At 73.3% G+C, this 22956-nt stretch carries 17 protein-coding genes; 7 read left to right on the forward strand and 10 right to left on the reverse strand.

Annotation, left to right across the window (positions count from 1 at the left end):
- Positions 1–48: 48 nt before the first annotated feature.
- Entirely contained in the window at positions 49–1512 is a 1464-nt protein-coding gene (locus Q1V71_RS10390; protein WP_300643555.1) for an HNH endonuclease signature motif containing protein, read from the forward strand.
- Positions 1513–2070: 558 nt separating this feature from the next.
- Here Q1V71_RS10390 and Q1V71_RS10395 read toward each other — a convergent pair.
- From Q1V71_RS10395 to Q1V71_RS10410, 4 genes are all read right to left on the reverse strand, one after another.
- Positions 2071–3957, reverse strand: coding sequence for an ABC transporter ATP-binding protein (locus Q1V71_RS10395; protein WP_300643557.1), 1887 nt, complete (start codon positions 3955–3957; stop codon positions 2071–2073).
- The gene (locus Q1V71_RS10400; RefSeq protein WP_300643559.1) at positions 3954–5765 is read right to left on the reverse strand and encodes an ABC transporter ATP-binding protein; all 1812 of its coding nucleotides are present in this window, start codon (positions 5763–5765) and stop codon (positions 3954–3956) included. Before Q1V71_RS10400 ends, Q1V71_RS10395 begins: the two co-directional genes overlap by 4 nt.
- Positions 5766–5846: 81 nt before the next feature.
- A complete protein-coding gene (locus Q1V71_RS10405) occupies positions 5847–10721 on the reverse strand; it encodes an NAD-glutamate dehydrogenase (protein ID WP_300643561.1) in 4875 nt (1624 codons plus the stop codon).
- 396 nt (positions 10722–11117) lie between these two features.
- A complete protein-coding gene (locus Q1V71_RS10410) occupies positions 11118–11978 on the reverse strand; it encodes a tryptophan 2,3-dioxygenase family protein (protein ID WP_300643563.1) in 861 nt (286 codons plus the stop codon).
- A gap of 42 nt (positions 11979–12020) precedes the next feature.
- On the opposite strand from Q1V71_RS10410, the gene Q1V71_RS10415 reads away from it, so the two are divergent.
- The 3 genes from Q1V71_RS10415 to Q1V71_RS10425 all read left to right on the forward strand — a co-directional run bounded on the left by Q1V71_RS10415 (position 12021) and on the right by Q1V71_RS10425 (position 13330).
- Positions 12021–12509 (forward strand): DUF2505 domain-containing protein, encoded by a 489-nt coding sequence (locus tag Q1V71_RS10415; RefSeq protein ID WP_300643565.1) that lies wholly within the window; start codon positions 12021–12023, stop codon positions 12507–12509.
- Entirely contained in the window at positions 12506–12985 is a 480-nt protein-coding gene (locus Q1V71_RS10420; protein ID WP_300643567.1) for a DUF2505 domain-containing protein, read from the forward strand. Before Q1V71_RS10415 ends, Q1V71_RS10420 begins: the two co-directional genes overlap by 4 nt.
- Before the next feature lie 63 nt (positions 12986–13048).
- Positions 13049–13330, forward strand: coding sequence for a hypothetical protein (locus Q1V71_RS10425; RefSeq protein ID WP_300643569.1), 282 nt, complete (start codon positions 13049–13051; stop codon positions 13328–13330).
- A 58-nt stretch (positions 13331–13388) separates the two neighbouring features.
- Here Q1V71_RS10425 and Q1V71_RS10430 read toward each other — a convergent pair whose 3' ends face one another.
- A complete protein-coding gene (locus Q1V71_RS10430; protein WP_300643571.1) occupies positions 13389–13598 on the reverse strand; it encodes a hypothetical protein in 210 nt (69 codons plus the stop codon).
- Between the two features lie 132 nt (positions 13599–13730).
- On the opposite strand from Q1V71_RS10430, the gene Q1V71_RS10435 reads away from it, so the two are divergent.
- A complete protein-coding gene (locus Q1V71_RS10435) occupies positions 13731–13892 on the forward strand; it encodes a hypothetical protein (RefSeq protein ID WP_300643573.1) in 162 nt (53 codons plus the stop codon).
- A gap of 90 nt (positions 13893–13982) precedes the next feature.
- Here the strand turns inward: Q1V71_RS10435 and pruA are convergent, their stop codons facing one another.
- From pruA to Q1V71_RS10455, 4 genes are all read right to left on the reverse strand, one after another.
- A complete protein-coding gene (gene pruA / locus Q1V71_RS10440) occupies positions 13983–15620 on the reverse strand; it encodes an L-glutamate gamma-semialdehyde dehydrogenase (RefSeq protein ID WP_300643575.1) in 1638 nt (545 codons plus the stop codon).
- 116 nt (positions 15621–15736) lie between these two features.
- A complete protein-coding gene (locus Q1V71_RS10445; protein ID WP_300643577.1) occupies positions 15737–18088 on the reverse strand; it encodes a zinc ribbon domain-containing protein in 2352 nt (783 codons plus the stop codon).
- Between the two features lie 139 nt (positions 18089–18227).
- On the reverse strand, positions 18228–18554 hold the full coding sequence (locus Q1V71_RS10450; protein ID WP_300643579.1) for a hypothetical protein: 327 nt from the start codon (positions 18552–18554) through the stop codon (positions 18228–18230).
- Entirely contained in the window at positions 18551–20098 is a 1548-nt protein-coding gene (locus Q1V71_RS10455) for a wax ester/triacylglycerol synthase family O-acyltransferase (protein ID WP_300643581.1), read from the reverse strand. Before Q1V71_RS10455 ends, Q1V71_RS10450 begins: the two co-directional genes overlap by 4 nt.
- Before the next feature lie 75 nt (positions 20099–20173).
- Between Q1V71_RS10455 and Q1V71_RS10460 the strand changes: the two genes are divergently transcribed.
- Complete coding sequence (locus Q1V71_RS10460; protein WP_300643583.1) at positions 20174–20629, forward strand: hypothetical protein; 456 nt, start codon at positions 20174–20176, stop codon at positions 20627–20629.
- 2 nt (positions 20630–20631) lie between these two features.
- Positions 20632–22032 (forward strand): hypothetical protein, encoded by a 1401-nt coding sequence (locus Q1V71_RS10465; protein WP_300643585.1) that lies wholly within the window; start codon positions 20632–20634, stop codon positions 22030–22032.
- Here the strand turns inward: Q1V71_RS10465 and Q1V71_RS10470 are convergent.
- A partial coding sequence (locus Q1V71_RS10470) for a CpaE family protein (protein ID WP_367280137.1) occupies positions 21995–22956 on the reverse strand: 962 nt, incomplete at its 5' end. The two genes, Q1V71_RS10465 and Q1V71_RS10470, sit on opposite strands and share 38 nt — an antisense overlap.

Below are 22956 nucleotides of genomic sequence, written 5' to 3' on the forward strand. Positions count from 1 at the left end.
CCTGGGGAAACACTGTCTCTAGAACGTGTGTTCGACTATACTTGGACCATGTCCACCAGCTCCCTCCTCGACGCGATCCGCGGCGCCAAGCAGCGCGAGGACGACGCCGCTCGCGAGCTGCTGATCGGGGTCGCCGAGTGGGCAGACCGTCACACCACGGGTGCGTTGATGCCGGACCTCTACGGCACCTACAGCCACCCCGACGAAGAGGCCCTTCAGGTTGCTGAGGACGCGTGGGTCGCTCGGTTCGGGATGCCCGGCGCCGACACCATGCTCGACCTCGCCGGCGCCGGTGCACCCGAGGTCTCCGACTTCGCCGTCACCGAGCTCTCCACCGCCCTCGGCCGCACCCGGGAGTCCGGCCGCCTCCTCGTCGGCGACGTCGTGGAGGCCAAGCACCGGCTCCCCAAGGTGTGGGCGCGACTCGTCGCCGGGCAGGTCACCGCGTGGCGGGTACGCCGCCTGGCCCAAGCCACGCGCGGGCTGTCGGAGGAAGCCGCCCGCTTCGTCGACGCGCAGATCGCCCACGTCGTCCACACCGCCGGCCCCATCGTGGCCGACCGGCTCGTGCTGGAAGCCACCGCCCGCTTCGACCCCGAATCCACCGAGGTCGAGGAGTGCGACAAGAAGTCGCACCTGTTCTTCGACCTCGACCTCGCCTCACCCGCCACCTCGGTCGGGTCCGCGTCCGCCGTGACCGCCTACGGCCTGCTCGACCGCGCCGACGCAGAAGACCTCGAGCACGCGGTCCGCGCCCTTGCCCACCAGCTCCTGGCCGACGGCTCCACCGACACCCTCGCCGTCCGCCGCGCCAAAGCCCTCGGCTACCTCGCCCGCGGCCAAGAAACCCTCACAGGCGATGAGGCGGCCGGCGATACGCAGGAAGGTCGAGCAGCGAGGAGCGCCAGCGACGAGCGTCGTCGAGACCGCGAAACCGACACGCCCACCAGCCCCGGCACCCGCACGAATCCCCGCCGGGTCGTGGTCCTGACAGTCCACCTGAGCGACGCGGCCCTCACCGGAGCCCCCCAGATCGACCCCGTCACCGGCAAGCTCGGACTCAACCTCGCCCGCCTCGACAACCACCGCCAGCTCCTGACCGCCGACGCCGTCAGGGACTGGTGCGGCACCCCAGGCACCCAGGTCATCGTCAAGCCCGTCATCGACCTCCACGACACCGTCGCGGTCTCCTCCTACGAGGTCCCCGACCGCATCGCCACCCGGGTCAAGCTCACCCGCACCACCTGCACCTTCCCCCACTGCAACAAGCCAGCCGAGACCGCCGACCTCGACCACACCATCGAGTACTCCGACACCGGCCCGCCGGACCAGACGTCGACCGACAACCTCGCGCCCCTCTGTCGCCACGACCACCGCGCCAAGACCCACCCCTCACCAGCAGGCAGACCCTGGGCCGTCCGAGGACTCTCACCAGGCCACTGGCTCTGGACCAGCCCCCACGGCCAGCACTACCTCGTCCACCCCGACGGCACCACCTCACTCACGGCCTGACCGGCCGAGACCGCTCGCAGCCCGACCACCACCCCGGCGGCCGGGCTACCAGCACGCCGGCCTGGGCCGGTCGAGCAGGCGAGACCCTGCACCCACCGCGGCATGGTCAAGCAGGCGAGCCCCTGCACCGACCGCGGGATGGTCGAGCACGCGAGCCCCGGCACCCACCGCGGGATGGTCAAGCACGCGAGCCCCGGCACCCACCGCGGGATGGTCGAGCAGGCGAGCCCCGGCGAGCCGTCGTCGAGACCGCGCAAGCCACCGGCGCACCGCCACCGCATCGAACCGCTCCGGGACCACTCCCCCAGCGACCTCGATCTCCACGAGGCCTTCACTGGTACTCGTGCGGAGAGAGCGCGCTCGCCCCTGGACTGCCGATCTGGGCTGCCACTGCAGCAGATGCCGCTCGGCCGTGGTCGCGATCCTGCTGACGACTCAACGCGTTGCTCGCCGACCACAGGCACCTCACCCGGTCTCGACACGCTCCGCCGCGGCTTCGTCCCTCAGCCGCGGTCGCTGCTCGACCACCGACGATCACGCCCGCTGGCGCAGTCGTGATCAGGCCAGGGAGTCGACCCAGGCCTGGTGGAGGCCGGCGAAGCGGCCGCCGCCGGCGACGTCCTGGCCGGCGGCGACGAGGTCGCCGGGGGTGCCGTCCTCGACGATCCGGCCGTGCTCGAGCACCAGCACCCGGTCGGCGATCTCCACGGTGGAGAGCCGGTGGGCGATGATCACGGCCGTCCGACCGGCCAGCACCGTGCGCAGCGCGCGCTGGACCAGCCGCTCGGAGGGGATGTCGAGCGACGACGTGGCCTCGTCGAGGATCAGCACCGCCGGGTCGGCGAGGAACGCCCGCGCGAAGGCCACCAGCTGGCGCTGGCCAGCGGAGAGCCGGCCGCCGGCGTTGGCCACCACCGTGTCGTAGCCCTCGGGCATGGCGGCGATGAAGTCGTGCGCGCCGAGGGCCGTGGTGGCCTCGACGACCTCGGCCATCGTGGCCGAGGGCCGGCCGAAGCGGATGTTGTCGGCGATGGTGCCCGAGAAGAGGTAGTTCTCCTGGGTCACCATCACGACGTTGTCGCGCAGGTCGTCGCCGGCCAGCTCGCGCAGGTCGGTCCCGTCCAGCAGCACCCGGCCGGCGGTCGGGTCGTAGAAGCGGGTGGCGAGCTTGGCGATGGTCGTCTTGCCCGCACCCGTCGTGCCGACCAGGGCCAGGGTCTGCCCCGCGGGGATGGTGAGGTCGAGCCCGGGCAGCACCGGCCGCCCCTCGACGTACGAGAACCGCACGTCCTCGAAGCGCACCTCGCCGCTCGCGCGGCCGATCGGCCGCGGGGAGGTCGGCTCGGGCACGCCCGGCTCCTGCTCGAGCACACCCGCGAGCTTCTCCAGCGCCGCGGAGGCGGACTGGAAGGTGTTGTAGAACTGGCTGATCTCCATCATCGGCTCGAAGAACTGCCGCAGGTAGAGCAGGAACGCCGCCAGCACGCCGACGGTGACGTCGCCCTGGTAGGCGAGGTACCCGCCGTACAGCAGCACGGCCGCGATCGTGACGTTGCCGATCAGGCGGATGCCGGGCATGAACCAGGCGACCAGCCGGAAGGCGACCAGGTTGGCGCGACGGTACTGGTCGTTGACGTCGTCGAAGATCTCCTGGTTGCGGCCCTCGCGCCGGAACGCCTGCACCGCGCGGATGCCGCCCATGGACTCCACGAAGTGCACGATCACCAGCGCGACCTTCTCGCGGGTCACGCGGTACGACGCCGCCGAGGCCTTGCGGAACCAGTTGGTCAGCAGCGCCAGCAGCGGCAGGCACAGCAGCGCGACCAGGCCGAGCTCGAGGTCGAGGAAGAGCAGGATGCCGGCGGTGCCCACGAGCGTCAGCGCAGCCTTGACCAGCCCGTCGAAGCCGGTCTCGAGCATCTCGTAGATCGCGTCGACGTCGGAGGTCTGGCGCGAGATCACGCGCCCCGAGGTGTAGGTGTCGTGGAACTGCGGGTCGAGGGCCTGGAAGTGCCGGAACACCTTGCGCCGCAGGGCGTGCAGGACGTCCTGGCCGACCTGCCCCTGCACTACCAGGAACCGGTAGCGCGCGACCGCCTGGGTCACCGTCGCCAGCAGCACCAGCCCGACCACGGTGCCGAGCGGGGTCAGGTCTCCGTCGGTGCGGATCGGCGGGATGCCGGAGTCGATGCCGACCTTGACGAGGTAGGGGATGGAGAGCCGGGCGACGTTCTCGACGAGGACGACGAGCACGAGCAGCTTCAGCGTGCGGGAGTAGGGCGCCAGCAGCTCGCGCAGCAACCGGCGCGAGCCTCCGCCGAGCCGGCCGGCGGTGAGCCGCTCGGCGGCCTCGTCGGCGTCGACCGCGGCCTGGCCGCGCCACCCGGGAGCCTGCCCGTCCGACGCGGCACCCTCCGACGTACCCGCCTCGGTCGCGGCGCTCATGCCGAGACCTCCTCGGGCCGCTCGGCCTCCGCCGCCAGCAGCTCGCGGTACGCCGGCACGGTGGCCAGCAGGTCGCGGTGCTGCCCCACGTGGGTGATCCGGCCTCCCTGCAGCAGCGCGACCTTGTCGGCGAGCAGCACCGTCGAGGCCCGGTGCGCCACGATGATCCCGGTCGTGTCGGCCAGCACCCGGCGCAGCGCCTCCTCCACGAGCTTCTCGGTGTGCACGTCGAGGGCCGAGAGCGTGTCGTCGAGCACCAGGACCGCGGGCCGGGTCAGCACGGCCCGGGCCAGGGCCAGCCGCTGCCGCTGGCCGCCGGACAGCGCCATGCCCTGCTCGCCGATGCGGGTCTCCAGGCCCCAGGGCAGCTCGTGGACGAACTGCGCCTGCGCGATCTGCAGGGCCTCCTCGATCTCCTCCTCGGTGGCGTCGGCGCGGCCGAGCGTGAGGTTCTCCCGCGCGCTCATCGAGAAGAGCGTCGGCTCCTCGAAGGCCGTGGCGACCAGGCTGCGCAGGTGCTCCAGCCGCAGCTCGCGCACGTCGACGCCGTCGAGGGTGACCCGCCCGCCGGTGACGTCCCACAGCCGCGGGACCAGCGAGGTGAGGACGGTCTTGCCCGAGCCGGTGGCGCCGACCACCGCGACGGTCTCCCCCGGCAGCACCTCCAAGTCCACGCCGCGCAGCACCGGCTCGTCGGGGGCGTCGGGGAAGGCGAAGTCGACCGACTCCAGCCGCAGGTGCCCGCGCGGGGCGTCGACGACCCGGGTGCCACCCACGATCGAGGGCTCGGTGTCGAAGACGTCGAGGATGCGCGCGGCGGCGGTCATCGCCTCCTGGGCCATCGCGAGGATGACGCCCAGGGACGAGACCGGCCAGACCAGGCTCAGCATCAGGGTGATGAAGGCGACCAGCTCGCCGGGGGTCAGTGCCCCGGTGCCGACGCCGTAGGCCCCGAGGGCCAGCACGATGACGACAGCGACGTTGGGGATGACCTCGAGGAACGTCCAGAAGCGTGCGGAGAGCCGCACCTTCTCCATGCTCGTGGCGTGCAGCGTGGTCGAGGCCCGCTCGTAGCCGCGGGAGACGTGCTCGCTGCGTCCGAAGGACTTGATCACCCGGATGCCGACGGCGCCCTCCTCGGCGTGCGTGGCCAGGTCACCCTGCTCGTCCTGGACCCGCCGGGAGATCACGACGTAGCGCTTCTCGAAGCGCATCGAGAGCCACACGATCGGCACGGAGGCGGCGGCCACGACCACACCGAGCGGCCAGTACATCGTCAGCAGCACGACCGTCGTCGCGGTCAGCTGGACGACGTTGATGAGCAGGAACAGCAGCCCGAACCCGGCGAAGCGGCGGATCGCGGCGAGGTCGGTGGTCGCGCGGGAGAGCAGCTGGCCCGAGCCCCAGCGGCCGTGGAAGGCCATCGGCAGCTGCTGCAGGCGGTCGTAGAGGTCGTGGCGCATCGTGGTCTCGAGACCCAGCACCGCCGAGGACTGCACCCACCGGCGCACCCACACCAGCACCGCCTCGGTCACGCCCAGGAGCAGCGCGAGCCCGGCCAGCGCCCACAGCCCACCGAGGTCGCGCTCGGTGACCGGACCGTCGATGATCGCGCGGATCACCAGGGGGATGCCGATCGCCAGCGCCACCGTGCCGAGGGAGGCCAGCAGCATGACGAGCAGCGACCCGGCGTACGGCCGGAGGTAGTGGCGCAGCCGCCAGAGCGAGTGCACGCCTGCCGGCGGCTCGGCGGACGGGTCCACGTCGGGGGCCGGCCCCCCGGACGCCCGAGAAGCGTTCGTTGCCATCGTCAAGCACCCTAGGCGCGGCCACCGACGTCGGTGAAACCGATAATGAACCGGTCTCGTGGCGCAGCGCGGGTCCCGACCTCAGCCGGTGGCCAGCAGCCCCCGCACCACCCGCAGCCCGACCGAGAGCCGCGCCAGGTCGGCGGCGTCGTCGGAGCAGATGTCACCGAGCGTCCCGGACGCCCGCGCCACCTGCACCTCGTCGGCCTCCTCCCACTGCCGGATCCGCGCGTCGACGGGAGCGGAGGCGTCGGTGCCGGCCAGCACCTGCCCGGTGAGCTGGAGGTGCACGGCGTGCAGGTCGTCGCGCAGCGCCGCGCGCGCCATCGTCTGCCAGCGGTCGTGCCGCGGCAGCGCGAGGATCCGCTGCACCAGCACCGGCAGGCCGAGCCGCTCGCCGAGCGCGAAGTGCACCCGCGCGACCTCGGCGGGGTCCAGCCCGTCGCGGAGCGCGGTGTCCACCACCCCGAGCACCATGTACGCCGGCGGCAGCACCGCCACGCGTTCGGCGAGGTCCTCCGGCACGCCCTGGCCCACGAGCCGGTCGCGACGCTCCTCGAAGGCCGCGAGCTCGCGCCCGCCCATCAGCTCGGGCAGCCGCGCCATCGTCTCCTGCACGGGCCCGGAGAAGTGGTCCACGACCGCCTGGCTGTCCATCGGCGGGCGCCGGTTGGCCACGAACCACCGGCTCGCGCGCTCGACCAGCGTGCGCATCTCCAGCCGCATCCGGGTCTGCACCGCGGCGTCGAGCCGGTTGTCGTAGGAGCGCAGCTCCTCGCGCAACGGCAGCGATCCGAAGACCTCGCGGGCCACGAAGTTGGCGCCCACCAGCTCCGGTGCCGTCGCGCCGGTCTCGCCCTCGAGCCGGGTCAGGAACGTGATGCCCGCGCCGTTGACGAGGTCGTTGACGACCTGGGTCACGATGATCTCGCGGCGCAGGGGGTGGTCGGAGATGTAGCCGGCGAACCGCTCGCGCATCGCCGAGGGGAAGTAGGCCGTGAGGTCCTGCACGAGGTAGGGGTCGTCGGGCAGGTCGGAGGCGATCAGCTCGTCGGCGAGCTCGATCTTGGTCCAGGCCATGAGCACCGAGAGCTCCGGTGCCGTCAGGCCCTCCCCGCGGTCGGCGCGCAGCGTGACCGCCTTCGAGGTCGGCAGCCCCTCGACCTCGCGGTCCAGCACGCCGTCGGCCTCGAGCTGCCGCATCTGCTCCTCGTGCACGTGCAGCAGCGACGGCGCGTGGTCCAGGGCGTTGGAGAGCGCGAGGTTCTGCTCGTAGTTGTCGCGCAGCACCAGCGAGGCCACCTCGTCGGTCATCTCCGCGAGCAGCGTGTTGCGCTGCTTCTCGGTGAGGTCGCCGTCGTGCACGACCCGGTCGAGCAGGATCTTGATGTTGACCTCGTGGTCGGAGGTGTCCACGCCCGCGGAGTTGTCGATGAAGTCGGTGGCCATCCGGCCGCCGGCCCGCGCGTACTCGATCCGCCCGGCCTGGGTGAAGCCGAGGTTGCCGCCCTCGCCGATGCAGGCCGCGCGCAGCTGCACGCCGTCGACCCGGATGGGGTCATTGGCCTTGTCCCCCACGTCGGCGTGGGTCTCCTCCGCGCCCTTGACGTAGGTGCCGATGCCGCCGTTCCACAGCAGGTCGACCGGCGCGCAGAGGATCGCGCGCATCAGCTCGTTCGGGGTCATCTGCTCGACCCCGGCGTCGATGCCCAGGGCGCGGCGCACGTGGTCGTTGAGCGGGATCGACTTGCGCGAGCGCGACCACACGCCGCCGCCCTCGCTGATCAGCGAGGCGTCGTAGTCGGCCCAGGACGAGCGCGGGAGCTCGAAGAGCCGCCTGCGCTCGGCGTACGACGTCGCGGCGTCGGGATCGGGGTCGAGGAAGATGTCGCGGTGGTCGAAGGCGGCCACGAGGCGCGTGTGCTCGGAGCACAGCATGCCGTTGCCGAAGACGTCGCCGGACATGTCGCCGATGCCGACGCAGGTGAAGTCCTCGGCCTGGCAGTCGATGCCGCGCTCGCGGAAGTGCCGCTGCACCGAGACCCACGCGCCGCGGGCGGTGATGCCCATCGCCTTGTGGTCGTAGCCCACGGAGCCGCCGGAGGCGAAGGCGTCGCCGAGCCAGAAGCCGTAGTCCTTGGCCACGCCGTTGGCGATGTCGGAGAAGGTCGCGGTGCCCTTGTCCGCGGCGACCACGAGGTAGGAGTCGTCCCCGTCGTGGCGTACGACGTCGGCCGGCGGCACCGTGCGGCCCTCGACCAGGTTGTCGGTGATGTCGAGCAGCCCCGAGATGAAGGTGCGGTAGCAGGCCACGCCCTCGGCCAGCCACGCCTCGCGGTCGCTCGGGTCGGGCAGGTTCTTGGCGTAGAAGCCGCCCTTCGCGCCCACCGGCACGATGACGGTGTTCTTGACCATCTGCGCCTTGACCAGGCCCAGCACCTCGGTGCGGAAGTCGTCGCGCCGGTCGCTCCAGCGCAGCCCTCCGCGGGCGACCGCGCCGAAGCGCAGGTGCACGCCCTCGACCCGCGGGGAGTAGACGAAGATCTCGAACTTCGGCCGCGGCGAGGGCAGGTCGGGGATCGCCGAGGGCTCGAGCTTGAGGCTGAGGTAGTCCTTCGGACGGCCGTCGACGCCGGTCTGGAAGTGGTTGGTGCGCAGCGTCGCACCGATGTGGGTGAGGTAGCCGCGCAGGATGCGGTCGTGGTCGAGGGAGGCGACGTCGTCCAGCGCCGCGGCCAGCCGTTCCCGCAGCGCCGCTGTCTGCTCCTCGCGGGTCGCGTCGTCGACGCCCGGGTCGAAGCGCAGCTCGAAGCAGCGCACCAGCATCCGGGTGATGTCCTTGTTGGAGGCCAGCGCCTCCTCGATGGTGTCGACGGCGAACGGCGAGGCGCCCTGACGCATGTACTTCGCGTAGGCCCGCAGCAACATCGCCTGCCGCCACGACAGCCCGACGCCGAGGACCAGCCGGTTGAACCCGTCGGTCTCCGCGTGCCCGTCCCAGATCGCGCGGAGCGCCTCGACGAACAGCCCGCGGGCCTCCTCGGGCAGGGCGCTGCCGTAGCGCAGCCCGAACTCGTAGACGAAGGTCGGCCGCTCCAGCCCGTCGAGCTCGTAGGGCCGCTCGTCGACCACCTCCACACCCAGGCTGCTCAGCATCGGCAGCACCTCGGAGAGCGAGAGCGGGCTGCCGACGCGGAAGACCTTGAGCCGGGCCTCGCCACGCCCGGCGTCCAGGTGCTGGGTCAGGGCCAGGTCGAGACCCTCCTCGCCCGCGATGCCCTCCAGCCGACCGAGGTCGACCGCCGCGGTCCGCGCGGAGAAGTCCTCCTTGTAGGCCTCGGGGAAGGACTCGGCGTACCTGCGGCCGAGGATGGCGCCGGCCTGCTCGCCGTACTCCGAGAGCACTGCGGCCAGGAAGTCGTCGCGCCACGAGCGGGAGGCGTCGGCCAGCCGGCGCTCGAGGTCGGCGGTGTCCAGGGCACGCAGCGTCCCGGTGACGGTGGGGTCGCCCTGCTCGCGCGGCAGGTGCACCACGAAGTGCACGCGCGCGGTGGTCGACTCGTTGATCCGGACGGTGAACTCCACCGACTCCCCGCCGAGGCGTTCCAGCAGGATCTCGCTGAACTTCTCGCGGACCGCGGTGTTGTAGCGGTCCCTGGGCAGGTAGACCAGCACGCTGACGTAGCGCCCGTAGGTGTCGGCACGGGTGATCGCGCGGACCGCCCGCCGCTCCCGGGCGTGCATCGCGGTCTCGGCCATCGGCGCCAGCTCGTCGACCGTGGTGTGGAACAGCTCGTCGCGCGGGTAGCCCTCGAGGGTGTCCATCAGGGCACGGCCGGCGTAGGAGCGCGGGTCGAAGCCGCTGCGCCGCAGCACCTCGCGCGCCTTCTCGCGCAGCAGCGGGATGCGCAGCAACGACTCGGCGTACGCCGAGGACGAGAACAGGCCCAGGAAGCGACGCTCACCGGTCACCTCGCCGGCCGCGTCGAACGTCTTGACCCCGACGTAGTCGAGGTACGCCGGGCGGTGGACCGTCGCCCGGGAGTTGGCCTTCGCCAGCACCAGCAGGGTCTTCTCGCGCGCCTTGGCCTTCACCGGCTCCGGGAGCCGCGCGAACGCCTCGGACTGGTCCTGGTCGAAGCGCAGGATGCCCAGTCCCGTGCCGGGCACCGCCCGCAGCACGTCGTCGCCGTCGAGCTCCTCGAGCGTGTACTCCCGGTAGCCCAGGAACGTGAAGTGGTCCTCGGCCAGCCACTCCAGCAGCTCGGCCCCCTGACGGACCTCCTCGGCGTCGAGGCTGACCGGCGCGGCGGAGCGCAGCTCGGTGACGATGTCGAGCATCCGCTGGCGCGCGCGCGGCCAGTCCTCCACGGCCTCGCGGACGTCGCCGAGGACCCGTTGGACGTTCTCGACGATCGCCGCGGCGTCCCCGTCGGCGATCCGGTCGATCTCGACGTGCATCCACGACTCGCGCAGGGTGCCGTCGCCGGGCTCCAGCGCCCCGTCGTCGACCGGCGCCACGTGCTGCAGCGCCCCCGTGATGTCACGACGCACGTCGAAGTGCGGGTGCACCACTACGTGCACGTCGCGCAGCTGCCGCGAGAGCTCCATCGTGAGCGAGTCCACGAGGAAGGGCATGTCGTCGGTGACGACCTCCACGACGCTGTGCCCGCCGGCCGACCAGCCTTCCTCGGCCAGCGTCGGCGTCAGCACCCGCACCTTGGCCGTGCCCTGGGGCCGCTCCTCGGCCAGCCGGTAGTGGCTGGCCAGCGCACCGTAGACGTCCACGTCGGCCCGCCCCGAGACGTCCTCGGGAGCCACGTGCCGGTAGTAGGCAGCCAGCAGCGCCCCCACCTCGTCGTGCGGCGGCCCCCCGCTCCCCCTCCCGGCCCTCGCCAGCTCCGTCGCCCTCGCGACCAGGTCCTTCAGCTCACTGTCGTGCGACGTCGTTGTCACCCTCCCGACCCTAGGACCCACCTCACCCCCCGGCCAACCGCCCTCCCCCCTCGGCGCGCCCACCCACCCGAGGGCGCCGAGCCGTCGGGATGCAGGGCCCGCGACGCCCCGGGCGCGGCCACGGCGCCCGGACGGCGGGCCGCGACGCTCGGAGCGCCCGGACGGCGCGAGGCAGCCGACCGAAGGCGCCCCCGGCGGTGGGTGGCGGGGCCGGCCCCCCGCCGGGTGAGGGCCCTCCGGGGGGGGTGGTTGGCGAGGAGGGGGGGCCCCCGGGTCGGCTGCCTCGTGCCGGGAGGGCGCTCCCACCCGCGGCACGCCGGGAGGGTGCCCACCCGGCGGGACCTGGCCACCCCGGCCCCTCGTCCCGACGGCGCGGCCCCCGAGGCCACCCCCCACCTACAGGTTGCTGCGCAGCTCCCACAGCAGCGGGTAGTACTGCAGCGGCAGCCTGGACCGGAGGTACGTCGAGCCCGAGCTCCCGCCCGTGCCGGACTTCGCCCCGATCATCCGCTCCACCATCACCACGTGCCGGGCCCGCCACGACGCCGCGAGCTCGTCGTGCTGCAGCAGCGCCTCCGCGAGCGCCCAGAGGGCGGCGTACGTGTCCCGGTCGTGGGCGACGGTGCGCAGCGAGGCGGCGGCCTGCTCGTCGGTCCCGACGTCCAGGCCGGCCGAGGAGAGGGCGGCGAGGAAGGCGTCCCAAAGCGTCGGCTCCTCGAGCCGCCGGGCGAGCCGGGCCTGCTCGTCGGGGGTGAGTCCGCGGAAGCGCTCGACGTACCCCGCGTCCTTGGCGCCGGAGACGAACTCCAGCTCGCGGAACTGCACCGACTGGAATCCGCTGGCGGGTGCGAGCCGCTGGCGGAACTCCAGGAAGTCCTGCGGGGTCATCGTCTCCAGCACGTCGACCTGCTGGACGAGCGTGCGCTCGATGACGTGGACCCGCTGCAGCAGGTGCTGGGCCCACCACAGCCGCCCACCCGGTACGCCGGCGGCCATCGCGTCGCGCGCGGCCCCGACCTCGTGCAGCAGCTGCTGGAACCACAGCTCGTAGACCTGGTGGATGGTGATGAAGAGCAGCTCGTCGTGTGCGGGCGGTCCGTCCCCGCCGCCGGACTCGCAGCGCTGGGCGCCGAGCAGCGTGGGCAGCTGGAGGTAGGAGCCGTAGGTCAGCTGGGCCCCCTGCTCGCCGAAGGACACGAAGTCCTCCCGGGGGTCCTGCTGGCCATCCTCCCGAGCCGTCCGTCCGCTCTCGCTCATGTCGGCCAACCTGTCACACACCGACCCGGCATGATGTGCGCCGTGAAGTTCCGACACGAGCTGACCTACGACGCCCCGCCCGACGAGGTCTTCGCGATGCTGGCCGACCCGGCCTTCCGCGCGAGGGTCTGCGAGGAGCAGGGCGTGGTCTCCCACGACATCGACCTGAGGCCGGCCGAGGACGGCGCGGGGTTCACGCTCGTGAGCGAGCAGGTCCAGGACACCGCCGGCCTGCCCGCGATCGCGAAGAAGATCGTCGGCGACACCACGACGGCCGTCATCGAGGAGCAGTGGACCTCGCGCACCGGCGGGACAGTCTCCATCACGGCCCCCGGCAAGCCGACGACCGCCACCGGCACCGTCCGGCTCGAGGCGCGCGGCAGCGGCACCACCGAGGTCGTCGAGCTCGACGTCAAGGTCAAGGTGCCGGTCATCGGCGGCAAGCTCGAGGCCCTCATGGCCGACAACATCAAGGCGGGCCTGGAGGTCGAGCAGACCACCGGCACCGCGTGGCTGGGAGGACAGCGATGAGCAAGCGGCTCGTGCACGAGATGACCTACGACGCGCCCGCCGACCGGGTCATGGCGATGCTGGCGGACCCGGCGTTCCGCGAGGAGGTCTGCGACTACCAGCGGGTCCTGCGCCGCACCGTCACCGTCGAGCAGACGGCGTCGGGCATGGACGTGGTCATCGACCAGTTCCAGTCCGTCCAGGGCCTGCCGTCCTTCGCCACCAAGATCGTCGGCGACGAGGCGAACATCGTGCAGCGCGAGTCCTGGACCGGCACCCGTGCCGACATCGAGGTCACCATCCCCGGCAAACCCGGCGAGATGAAGGGCACCGCCGCCGTCGTCGAGAGCGGCGGGACCACCACCGAGACGGTCGACCTCACCGTCAAGGTCGGCATCCCGCTCGTCGGCGGCAAGATCGAGGGCCTCATCTCCGACCTGCTGCTCAAGGCGCTCAAGGCCGAGAACAAGGTGGGCCGGGACTACCTGTCCCGATGACTCCCCCCGGCCCGGGGGTCTGGACCGCTGTGACGCCGGTGCGCCCTGCTCGTTGAGCAGGGCGTGCCGCTCCACCGCTGGGTCCGCCTGCTGCTCGGTCTCATGGCCGTGCCGCTCGCGCTCGGCCTCGACACGGCGTACGACGCCGTCGACGGACGTCGGTTCTGCCTGGACCACGCGGTCGCGGCCACCTCGCCCGACCTGACCGAGACGCTCTGCCACACGATCGGCATCGACGGCGGCGCCCTGCCCGACCGGCTCGTTGACGTCGTGGGCCGGGCCGTCGGCGGCGCCTGGGGCCCGGTCGAGGGCGAGCTGCGCCGCGCCTGGGCCCGACTGGGTTGATGCCGAGCCGGCGCTACGTTCCGGAAGGATGCGCCGGTTCGACCCCGGACCAGCGGACTCAGTCGGTCGTGGACCTGGGGTCTGCGGGAGCGTCGGGCGTGGCGGGGTCGACCGGCGGCTGCTGCTCGGCCGCCGCGTCCTGCCGGCGGCGTACGGCGACGACGACCGCGAGGACCACGAACGGCCCGAAGGCCAACAGCAGTGTGAGGCCCTTCTCGACCGGGTGCAGGGCACCGAGGTGGAGCAGCGAGAGCAGCGCGGACGTCACTCGTCCATGGTGGACCATCCCCGCGGGCCGCAAGGACCGGGGATGCGTGACCTCGGGCACGGTGGGGCGTTGGAGGGATCGGCGGCGTGTCCGCGCCGCCCTCTCGGAACACTCTCTCGGAAGGACACTCCTGTGAAGCGACTCCTCGCCGTCACCCTCCTCGCCCCCGTGCTCGCCGTCGGCGCCTCGGTGGCCACCGCCGGCTCGGCCAGCGCTGCGGGCATCTGCATCGACTACGACATCACCGTCAACGGCACGCAGTACGCCGGGGCGCAGTGCCTGCCGCCCGCGTGACCCGAGCCTGAGCAGCACCTGCTGCACGCGACGGCCCCCGAGCACTGCTCGGGGGCCGTCGTCGTGGTCGTGGCGCAGTCGTGCGGGGGCTCAGCCCATGTAGGGGTAGCGGTAGTCCGTCGGCGGCACGAAGGTCTCCTTGATGGAGCGCGGGCTGGTCCAGCGCAGCAGGTTGACCGCCGCGCCGGCCTTGTCGTTGGTGCCCGACGCGCGACCGCCGCCGAAGGGCTGCTGGCCCACGACCGCGCCGGTCGGCTTGTCGTTGACGTAGAAGTTGCCGGCGGCGAAGCGCAGGGCGTCCCGGGTCCACGCGACCGCCGCGCGGTCCTGCGAGATGACCGCGCCGGTGAGGGCGTACGGCGACACCGACTCCAGCTGGCGCACCACCGCCTCGTAGCCCCCCTCGACCCGGTCGTCGTAGACGTGCACCGCGAGGATCGGCCCGAAGTACTCGGTCGTGAACATCTCGTCGGCCGGGTCGTCGACGACCACGATGGTGGGCCGCACGAAGTACCCGACCGAGTCGTCGACCGTGCCGCCCGCGACGACCTCGAGGCCGTCGGTGGCGTGCGCCCGCTCGATCGCCGCCTTGTGCTTGGCGAACGCCCGGGCGTCGATGACGGCGCCCATGAAGTGGGAGAAGTCGGTCGGGTCGCCCATGGAGATGGCTTCGGTCTCGGCGACCAGGTCGTCCTTCAACCGGGCCCAGAGCGAGCGCGGGACGTAGGCCCGGGAGGCGGCCGAGCACTTCTGACCCTGGAACTCGAAGGCGCCGCGGATCATCGCGGTCCGCACGACGTCGACGTCGGCGGAGGGGTGGGCGACGATGAAGTCCTTGCCGCCGGTCTCGCCCACGATCCGCGGGTAGGAGCGGTAGCCGGTGATGTTCTCCCCGACCGTGCGCCACAGGTGCTGGAAGGTCGGGGTCGAGCCGGTGAAGTGGATGCCGGCCAGGTCGCGGTGCGGCAGCGCCACCTCGGACACCGCCAGGCCGTCGCCGGGGACCATGTTGATGACGCCCGGCGGCATGCCGGCCTCGACGAGCAGCTCCATCGTCAGCGACGCGGCCAGCTGCTGGGTCGGGCTGGGCTTCCAGACCACGGTGTTGCCCATGAGCGCCGGGGCGGTGGGCAGGTTGCCGGCGATGGCGGTGAAGTTGAACGGCGTGATCGCGTAGACGAAGCCCTCGAGCGGGCGGTGGTCGGTGCGGTTCCAGATGCCCGGGCTGTTGGCGATCGGCTGGTCGGTGAGGATCTGCTTGGCGTAGTGGACGTTGAATCGCCAGAAGTCGATCAGCTCGCAGGCCGAGTCGATCTCGGCCTGGAAGGCCGTCTTGGACTGGCCCAGCACGGTCGCGGCGTTGAGCCGCTGCCGCCACGGACCGGCCAGCAGGTCGGCGGCCTTGAGCAGGATCGCGCACCGGTCGTCGAAGGGCATGTCCCGCCAGGCCGGCGCCGCCTCGAGCGCGGCGTCGACGGCGGCCTGCGCGTCGGCGGTGGTGGCGTTGCGGGTCGTCCCGAGCACGTGGGCGTGGTCGTGCGGCTGCACGACCTGGATCTCCTCGCCGCCGCCCGGGCGCCACTGCCCGCCGACGTACGCCGGGAGGTCGCGCTGCTCGGCCTCGAGCCGGGCGATCTCGCTCCGCAGGGACTCGCGCTCCGGGGTGCCGGGTGCGTAGGTCAGGTTGGGCTCGTTCGTGGGAGCCGGGGGGAAGCTGATGGCGTCCATGCCCAGCGACCCTAGCGAGCGCCCCCCCGCGGGCGCGAAAGCCGCTGGTCGCGGGCCAGGGGCACCGGGGCCGGGCCGGGCGGCGCGCCCGGCGTCGGGGCGACCTCGGTGCAGGGTCAGTGCAGCCCGTGCACCCAGCGACCCAGCTGCCGACCCCGCGCGAGCGCCGACTCCCACAGCACGCCGATCGCCAGCAGCGCGGCGCCGGCGGAGGCGAGCAGCACCCAGGCCGGGACAAAGGCCAGGAAGGGACTGCCCTGCACGAGCGCCACGAGGCCGAGCGTCAGTGCACCCAGCAGCACCGGCGCCTGGAGGGCGCGGGCGACGCCGAGGACGAGCAGCGCCATCCCGGCCAGGACGACGAGCAGCAGTCGCAGGACCTCGTCGCCGGTGACGGCGACGAGCAGCGAGGGCACGAGCGCGACCGCCAGGGCCGGCGCCGACGTGAGCATCGTGCTCGGGTGCCGGCCAGGGTCGGCGGCCCGGGCGACCCGGTGCTGGGCCACCCCCAGGACGGCGAAGGCCGCCGCGGCCGGGAGCGTGTACAGCTCGACCTGGTCGCCACCCAGCTCCCACACGAGCAGGCCGTTGCCCACGGAGACCAGGGCGGCGGCGACGTACCCGGCCTCCAGGCGACCGGGGGCGGAGGCGTACCACGCGACGGCTGCGGCCACGACCCAGCAGCCGGCCGCCTGGACCCGCCCGTCCGCGCCCTCGACCAGCAGCTGCAGGGGCGGGACCACTGCATAGCCCGCGGCGAGCAGCGCCGCGGCGTGCACCGACGACCAGCCCGGCTGAGGGTCCTGGGTGGTGCGCACCGACGCGGCGCGGGCCAGGAGGAGGGCCGCGACCGTCCAGGCGAGCCCGATCGGGACGGTCCACTCCCAGGTGCCGTGGGACACGCCCAGCAACTGGGCGACGGTGCCGCCGAGGACGACACCCGCAGCCGCGGGAGCCACCACCGGGGCACCGGCACTGTCAGCCATCGTCACGGACGGTTGGGCGACGAGCGCGCGCACCAGGTGGACCGCACAGGCCGCGGCCCACAGCGCCGGGAGCGCGATCTCGAGCGCGACGGGCACCCACGGCTCCACGACGTCCCCGCGCAGGAGGTCGGCCAGGGTGCGCGCACCTCCCTCCACGGTGGACACCACGACGGCGGCCGCCCCGGGCGCGAGCAGGCCGGCGGACCACACCAGGACCGCCCGCGCGGACCGCAGGGCCAGGACGACCAGCACCACCGAGGACACGACCGACAGCGCCGCCCAGCCGAGGTCGGGCACGTCGAGCAGGACGCTCCCCGCGGCCAGCACGCCGAGGGCGGCTCCGGCCAGGCGGGAGGCGGAGGCGGCTGTGACCCGACCGGGAGCGGTGGCGGGGGCGGGCGCCGCAGGTGCGGACCCGGCCGGCACCGTCGTCCCGGTGAGGACCCGGACCGGCACGGTGAGCAGGACCCCGCCGAGCACCAGCAGGGCGAGGGCGGCCCCGTAGCGGTCGACCAGGCCCCGGTCGAGGTCGTAGGTCGTGGCGAGCAGCAGCAGCACGGCGCCGGCGGCGACCACCAGCGCGAGCACCAGGCCCGTCACGCTGGGGAGCCGGCCCCGGCGGGCGTCCAGCACCCGGCGTACGACGGCGGCCAGGGTGACCAGCGCACCCGCGACCGCGAGCAGCCCGACGCCCCGCAGCACGTCGCCCGGGCCGGCGGCGTCCACCGCCGCGGCCCCGGCGGCGCCGAGCGCGAGCACGGCCGACGGGAGGTAGACCGAGGTCGCCCCCGTCACCGACCAGACCCGCGCTGTGAGGGCGTCGTAGCCGAGCCACACCAGCGCCAGCACTGGTCCCGCGAGCGCGACGAAGGTGGTGAAGGCGAGGTCGTCGGCCCCGGCGAGACCCAGCGACCACGCACCCAGGGCCATCAGCGCCGACACCCCGACGGCGATGACCGCCGCCGTGTGCGCCGCCGCGGGCAGCCGGTGCGTCGAGGCCGCGCGGGAGGACACGGCGGCACCGACCGTGACGCAGGTCAGGATGAGGGCCTGGCCCGCGATGCCGATCAGGCTCCACGCCACCAGCGCGAAGACCGAGACCGCCGAGAGCAGCAGCAGCGCACCGAAGCCGAGCAGCAGCTGCTGGCCGGCGGAGCGGTGCGGGGCGACGGGGTACGGCTGCGGCGCGACGGGGTACGCCGTCGGCTGCCACGGACCCGGGTGGGCTGCGCCACCGGGCGTCCCGGGCGTCCCGGGCATCCCGGGCGCCCCAGGGGCGGGCACCGGCGACGCCGGCGCGGGCACGCGCATCGAGGCCAGCAGCGACTCCGCCTCACGGCTGAGCACCGCGATCTGCTGGTTGACCTCCCACAGCCGCGCGGCGTCCTGGCCGACCAGCCGGATGCCGCACGCGGGGCAGGCGGGGGCGCCGGGCGGGACCGGCTCGTCGCACGCCGGGCAGGGGATGTCGCTGGCAGTCATGGATCGATCCTCCGAGAGCCGGGACCGGCCGGGTAGAGCACGAGTACTCATCCTGGCGGTCCGGAGGCCCACGAGCGGCGGGTCGCGGCCCCGGGTGGGTCGCTGCGCAGGGTGCCGCATGCGCTGGTGCGCGGCGGGTTCAGCCCAGGAGGTGCGGGATCTCCTGGGTGGCGAACCACGCGAGGTCGTCGTCGGGCTCGGCACCGTCCTCGGTGTCGACGTGGACGGCCGCGACGTCGCGCATCGCAGCGACCGCTCCGATGTGCGGGACCAGCGCGACGACCACGACCCGGCGCCCGCCCCCGCTCATCGCGTGGGAGGCCTCGGCGGCCTCGAGCAGCGCGGCGTACTCCGCCTCCTCGGACTCGTCGGCCGCCTCCACGGCGCCGGCGGTCGGGACCTCGCCGTCCTCGTGGAAGCGCGCGAGCAGGTCGAAGGTCGCGGGGACGTAGGCGCGCACCGTCACGGCTTCCTCCCGCCGGTGGAGCGGCCCGAGCCGCCGGTCGGCCGGGGGCTCGTCGTCCTGGCTGCCTGCTTGGCCGGCTGCTTCGACGGCTGCTTCGCCGAGGCCTTGCGGGCGGCGGGCTTGCGGCGCCCCCGCGGGACGCGCGGCCTGCTGCCGCTGGCGGTGTCGAGCAGCTCGGCGAGCGCCTCGGTGAGGCACTGGCCCAGCACGTCGGCGTCCGGCACGGCGTCGCGGTCGGCGGTGATGCCGTACGCCACGCCCCCGTCGTACGACGTGACGCCGATCGCCAGCAGGTGGTGCGGCGGCAGCGGCGGGACCGGGAAGGTCGCCTCCATCCGCGCGCCCGCGGCGTAGAGCGGGGACTGGGGACCGGGGACGTTGGTGACGCTGAGCTGCATCCCGCGACCCACCTCGGCCGCGGCGACCCGCGACCCGATGGCGTGGAAGGTCGCGGGGGCGAAGCCGGCGATGCCCGCGAGCCGGTTGGCGGCCACGCCGCGGCCGGTCTCCTTGTGCACCTTGAAGGAGTAGGAGACCTGGTGCAGTCGCACGACGGGGCTGGGCTCCCCGATCGGGAGGTCTACGAAGTGGGCGGCGATCTGGCTGCCCAGCGAGGTGGCCTCGAGCTCGGAGTCGATGACCGAGACCGGCACGACCGCGCGGATGCGGCGCAGCCCGCCGAGCGACTCGTGACGGGTCATGAGCCAGCCGCGCAGGCCCCCGGTGATGGTGGCGAGGATGACGTCGTTGACGGTGCCGCCGTGGACGTCGCGGATGGCGCGGTGGTCGGCGAGGTCGGTGAAGACGGAGATGACGCGGCGCTGCTGCCCGTGGGTGCCGACCAGCGGCCCCTCGCGGACCGAGCGGCGACCGGTCAGGCCACCGACGACGCGACCGGTCGTCTCGGCTGCGGCGTCGGCGACCCGCAGCAGGCTGGTCGCCCGGGTGCGGACGGTGTCGGCGGCCACGTGGGGGTCGCGCAGCGTGTCGCGCACCGCGCCGACGGCCAGCGTGCCCGGCGAAGGCAGCCGCCGCGGCGCCCACAGGTCGCCCCCGAGGCTCTTCGGCTCCTTGCCGACGTCGAGCAGCACCTGGCCGAGGTCGACGGTGGCGACCCCGTCGACGAGCGCCTGGTGGGACTTCGACAGCATCGCGACCCGGCCGCCCGCCAGACCCTCGACGAAGTAGACCTCCCACAGGGGCTTGGAGCGGTCGAGGGGGCGGGAGACGATCCGGGCGACCAGCTCCTGCAGCTGCTCGAGGCTGCCCGGGCGGGGCAGGGCGGAGCGGCGTACGTGGTAGCCGAGGTCGAAGTGCGGGTCGTCGACCCAGACCGGGTTGGCCAGCCGGCCCGGCACCCGCTGGATCCGCTGGCGGTAGCGCGGGACGAAGGAGATCCGGTCCTCGATCAGCTCCACGAGCCGGTCGTAGTCGAACCCGGAGTCGCCCGGGTCGAAGATCTCGACCGTGGCGTTGTGCATGGGGGTCGACGGCGTCTCCTCGGCCAGGAAGGCGAGGTCCCGCGGCCGCAGCCGCTCGCTCATCGGTGTCCCTTTCGTCGGCCCATGGAGCGCTGCCCGGTCAGGTCGCTCTCAGGTCTGCGTGAGATTCTGTCAGACATGTCCCGTTCCACCCTGCGTGTCCTGCCCCTCGTCGCCGGCCTCGTGCTGGCCCTCGGTGCCTGCGGCGCCGAGGACGACAGCAACGCCGTCGACGAGCCGCCCGCCACCGAGACCTCGGCGAGCGTCGAGGCCACTCCCTCGCAGGCTCCGAGCGAGCCGACCGAGGCGGAGACCGAGGACCCCTACGAGGGTGCGGTCGTGGTCGACATGACCTTCGAGAACGGCACCGCCTCGCCTCTGGGCGAGCGCGTCATGGCCGAGGTCGGCCAGCAGATCGTGTTCCGCGTGAGCGCCGACGAGCCCGGTGAGCTGCACGCGCACACCACCGAGGAGCTGACGCTGGAGTACGGCGTCGGCGAGACCGAGCTGACGATGGTCGTCGAGCAGCCGGGCGTGGTCGAGGTGGAGTCCCACGACCTCGACGCGATCCTCGTGCAGCTCCAGGTCTCCTGAGCATGACCCTGCTGCAGGCCGGGCCCGGCGCACTTTCCGGACTCGCCTCCTACGCGAACGCGCTGGTGCCGGGCCTGCTGCCGATGCACGGCATCGGCGGCGCGAAGGACCTGCCGATCTCCCCCGAGCTGGCGATCGCCGGCGCGGTCGCGGCGCTCACCATCTCCTTCATCGTCCTGGCCTTCGCCTGGCGGCGGCCGCGCTACGACGCCGCCGCCGACGGGCGCCCGGCCCCCGCCTGGCTCGGCTCGTTGGTCCTCTCGACCGGCTGGGCCGTGGCCATGCGGGTCCTGGGCATGGTCGTCTTCCTCTACGCCGCCTTCGCGGCCGTCTTCGGCGAGGACCTGCTCACCAACCCGTTCTTCGGGATGTTCTACGTGTGGCTGTGGGTGGGCCTGGTCTTCGCCTCGGTCCTGCTCGGCCCGGTGTGGAAGGCGATCAGCCCGGTCCGCACGATCAACCTGGCCTTCGCCAAGATCTCCGGCTCCGACCCCGACCAGGGGATCCTGCGCTACCCCACCTGGCTGGGCTACTGGCCGGCCGCGATCGGGCTCTTCGCGTTCGTGTGGCTGGAGCTGGTCTACCCCTACTCCACCGAGCTCGGCCCGGTGCGCCTGTGGTGCGCGGCGTACGTCGCGGTGATGCTGCTGGGCGGTGCGCTGTTCGGCAACGAGTTCTACGAGAAGGCCGACCCCTTCGAGGCCTACTCCACGCTCATCGGGAAGCTCTCGCCGTGGAACGTGCGCGAGGGGCGCCTGCTGGTGATGTCCCCGCTGGCCAACCTCAACACGATCGTCCCCGCCCCCGGACTGGTGGCGGTGGTGGCCGTGCTGTTCGGCAGCACCGCGTTCGACTCCTTCGAGGACTCCGCACGCTGGGTCCGCTTCGTGCAGACCAACTCCCTCATCACCGAGAACGACCTGGGCCTGCTCGCCGACAACCTGGCGCTGCTGGTCTTCTGCGTCGGTGTGGGGATCGTGCTCGCAGTCGGGTCGATGCTCACCGGGGTGCGCGCCGGAGAGTCGCGCCGTGCCCTGCCGGCCGCCTTCGCCCACTCGGTGGTGCCGATCGTCCTGGGCTACATCGTGGCCCACTACCTGTCGTACTGGTTCGAGGTCGGCCAGGACACCCTGATCAAGGCCAGCGACCCGCTCACCACGGGCGCGGACTACCTCGGCACGGGTGACTGGTCGGTCAACTACTGGCTCTCCTACCACCCGACCCTGCTGGCCAACATCAAGGTGATCGCGGTCGTGCTCGGCCACGTGGTCGGCGTCGTCGCCGCCCACGACCGGGCCGTGCGGCTGCTGCCGCCCAAGCACCACCTGACCGGTCAGCTCGGCATGCTCGTGGCGATGGTCTTCTTCACCGCCGGCGGGTTGTACCTGCTCTTCGCAGCCTGACCTGCGGCCCTCCGGCGCCGCGGCGGGTCCGCCGCGGGGCGCCCGCGGTCGCGTCCGCCGCGTCCGCGCCGAGCACGGCGTCGGCCAGTCGGCACACCGCCTCGGCGAGCGGCCCGTCCCCGACCTCGACGACGGAACGGCCGGCGACCAGGGCCCGGTCGGTGGCCGCCTGGTCCTCGGGCAGGAAGGTCGTCGACGCGATCTCGGCGAAGCCGCGGACCATCTGCTCCACGTCCCCGGCCGACCAGCCCAGCGAGGCCCGCATCCGGTTGACCGCCAGGTGCACCGGTCGCCCGCCGGTCTCCTCGGCGAGCTCCACCAGCCCTCGCGCGAGACGGGACAGGCCCACGGGGTCGGCGGTGCCGACCACCACGAGCTCGTCGGCCTCGGCCAGGGCGGCCAGGGTGGTGCCGTTGCGGCCGGGGCGGCCCGCGAGGTCGACCGCCGCGTCGCGCTCGAGCGGCGCCCCGGTGTCGACGACGACGTGGCCGCGCTGCCGGGCCAGGTCGAGCACCTCCTCGACGACCCCGTCCCGGACCTCGGGCCAGCGGTCGGCCCGCGGCAACCCGGTGAGCAGCTCGAGGTGCTGGCCGAGGCTGCGCAGGACGGTCGGGAACCGCTCGGCGAGGACTCCCCCGGACGCCAGCCGGGCGGCCGCCAGGAGGCCGGAGACCTCGTCGAGGACGCCCAGCTGTTGGGCCACCGAGCCGCCCCAGGGGTCGACGTCGACCAGGACCGTACGCCGGCGCCGGGCTGCCAGGGTGGCGGCCAGCGTCGTGGCGACCGTGCTGCGCCCGGGTGCACCGGCCGGGCCCCAGACCGCGACGACCCGGCCGGGCACCGTGCCGGGCTCGCCGCTGTCGGGCTCGTCGTGCAGGGCCTCGCTCCAGGCCTGCTCGGGGTCGCCGGCCCCCTCGCGCACGG

This window comes from Nocardioides sp. (genome assembly GCF_030149505.1).
In the GTDB taxonomy this organism is placed as follows: Bacteria; Actinomycetota; Actinomycetes; order Propionibacteriales; family Nocardioidaceae; genus Nocardioides.

Coding starts and splice junctions, on each gene's coding strand:
- Q1V71_RS10390 (WP_300643555.1), top strand. CDS start 49: ATGTCCACCAGCTCCCTCCTCGACGCGATCCGCGGCGCCAAGCAGCGC.
- Q1V71_RS10395 (WP_300643557.1), bottom strand. CDS start 3,957: ATGAGCGCCGCGACCGAGGCGGGTACGTCGGAGGGTGCCGCGTCGGAC.
- Q1V71_RS10400 (WP_300643559.1), bottom strand. CDS start 5,765: ATGGCAACGAACGCTTCTCGGGCGTCCGGGGGGCCGGCCCCCGACGTG.
- Q1V71_RS10410 (WP_300643563.1), bottom strand. CDS start 11,978: ATGAGCGAGAGCGGACGGACGGCTCGGGAGGATGGCCAGCAGGACCCC.
- Q1V71_RS10420 (WP_300643567.1), top strand. CDS start 12,506: ATGAGCAAGCGGCTCGTGCACGAGATGACCTACGACGCGCCCGCCGAC.
- pruA (WP_300643575.1), bottom strand. CDS start 15,620: ATGGACGCCATCAGCTTCCCCCCGGCTCCCACGAACGAGCCCAACCTG.
- Q1V71_RS10445 (WP_300643577.1), bottom strand. CDS start 18,088: ATGACTGCCAGCGACATCCCCTGCCCGGCGTGCGACGAGCCGGTCCCG.
- Q1V71_RS10455 (WP_300643581.1), bottom strand. CDS start 20,098: ATGAGCGAGCGGCTGCGGCCGCGGGACCTCGCCTTCCTGGCCGAGGAG.
- Q1V71_RS10460 (WP_300643583.1), top strand. CDS start 20,174: ATGTCCCGTTCCACCCTGCGTGTCCTGCCCCTCGTCGCCGGCCTCGTG.
- Q1V71_RS10465 (WP_300643585.1), top strand. CDS start 20,632: ATGACCCTGCTGCAGGCCGGGCCCGGCGCACTTTCCGGACTCGCCTCC.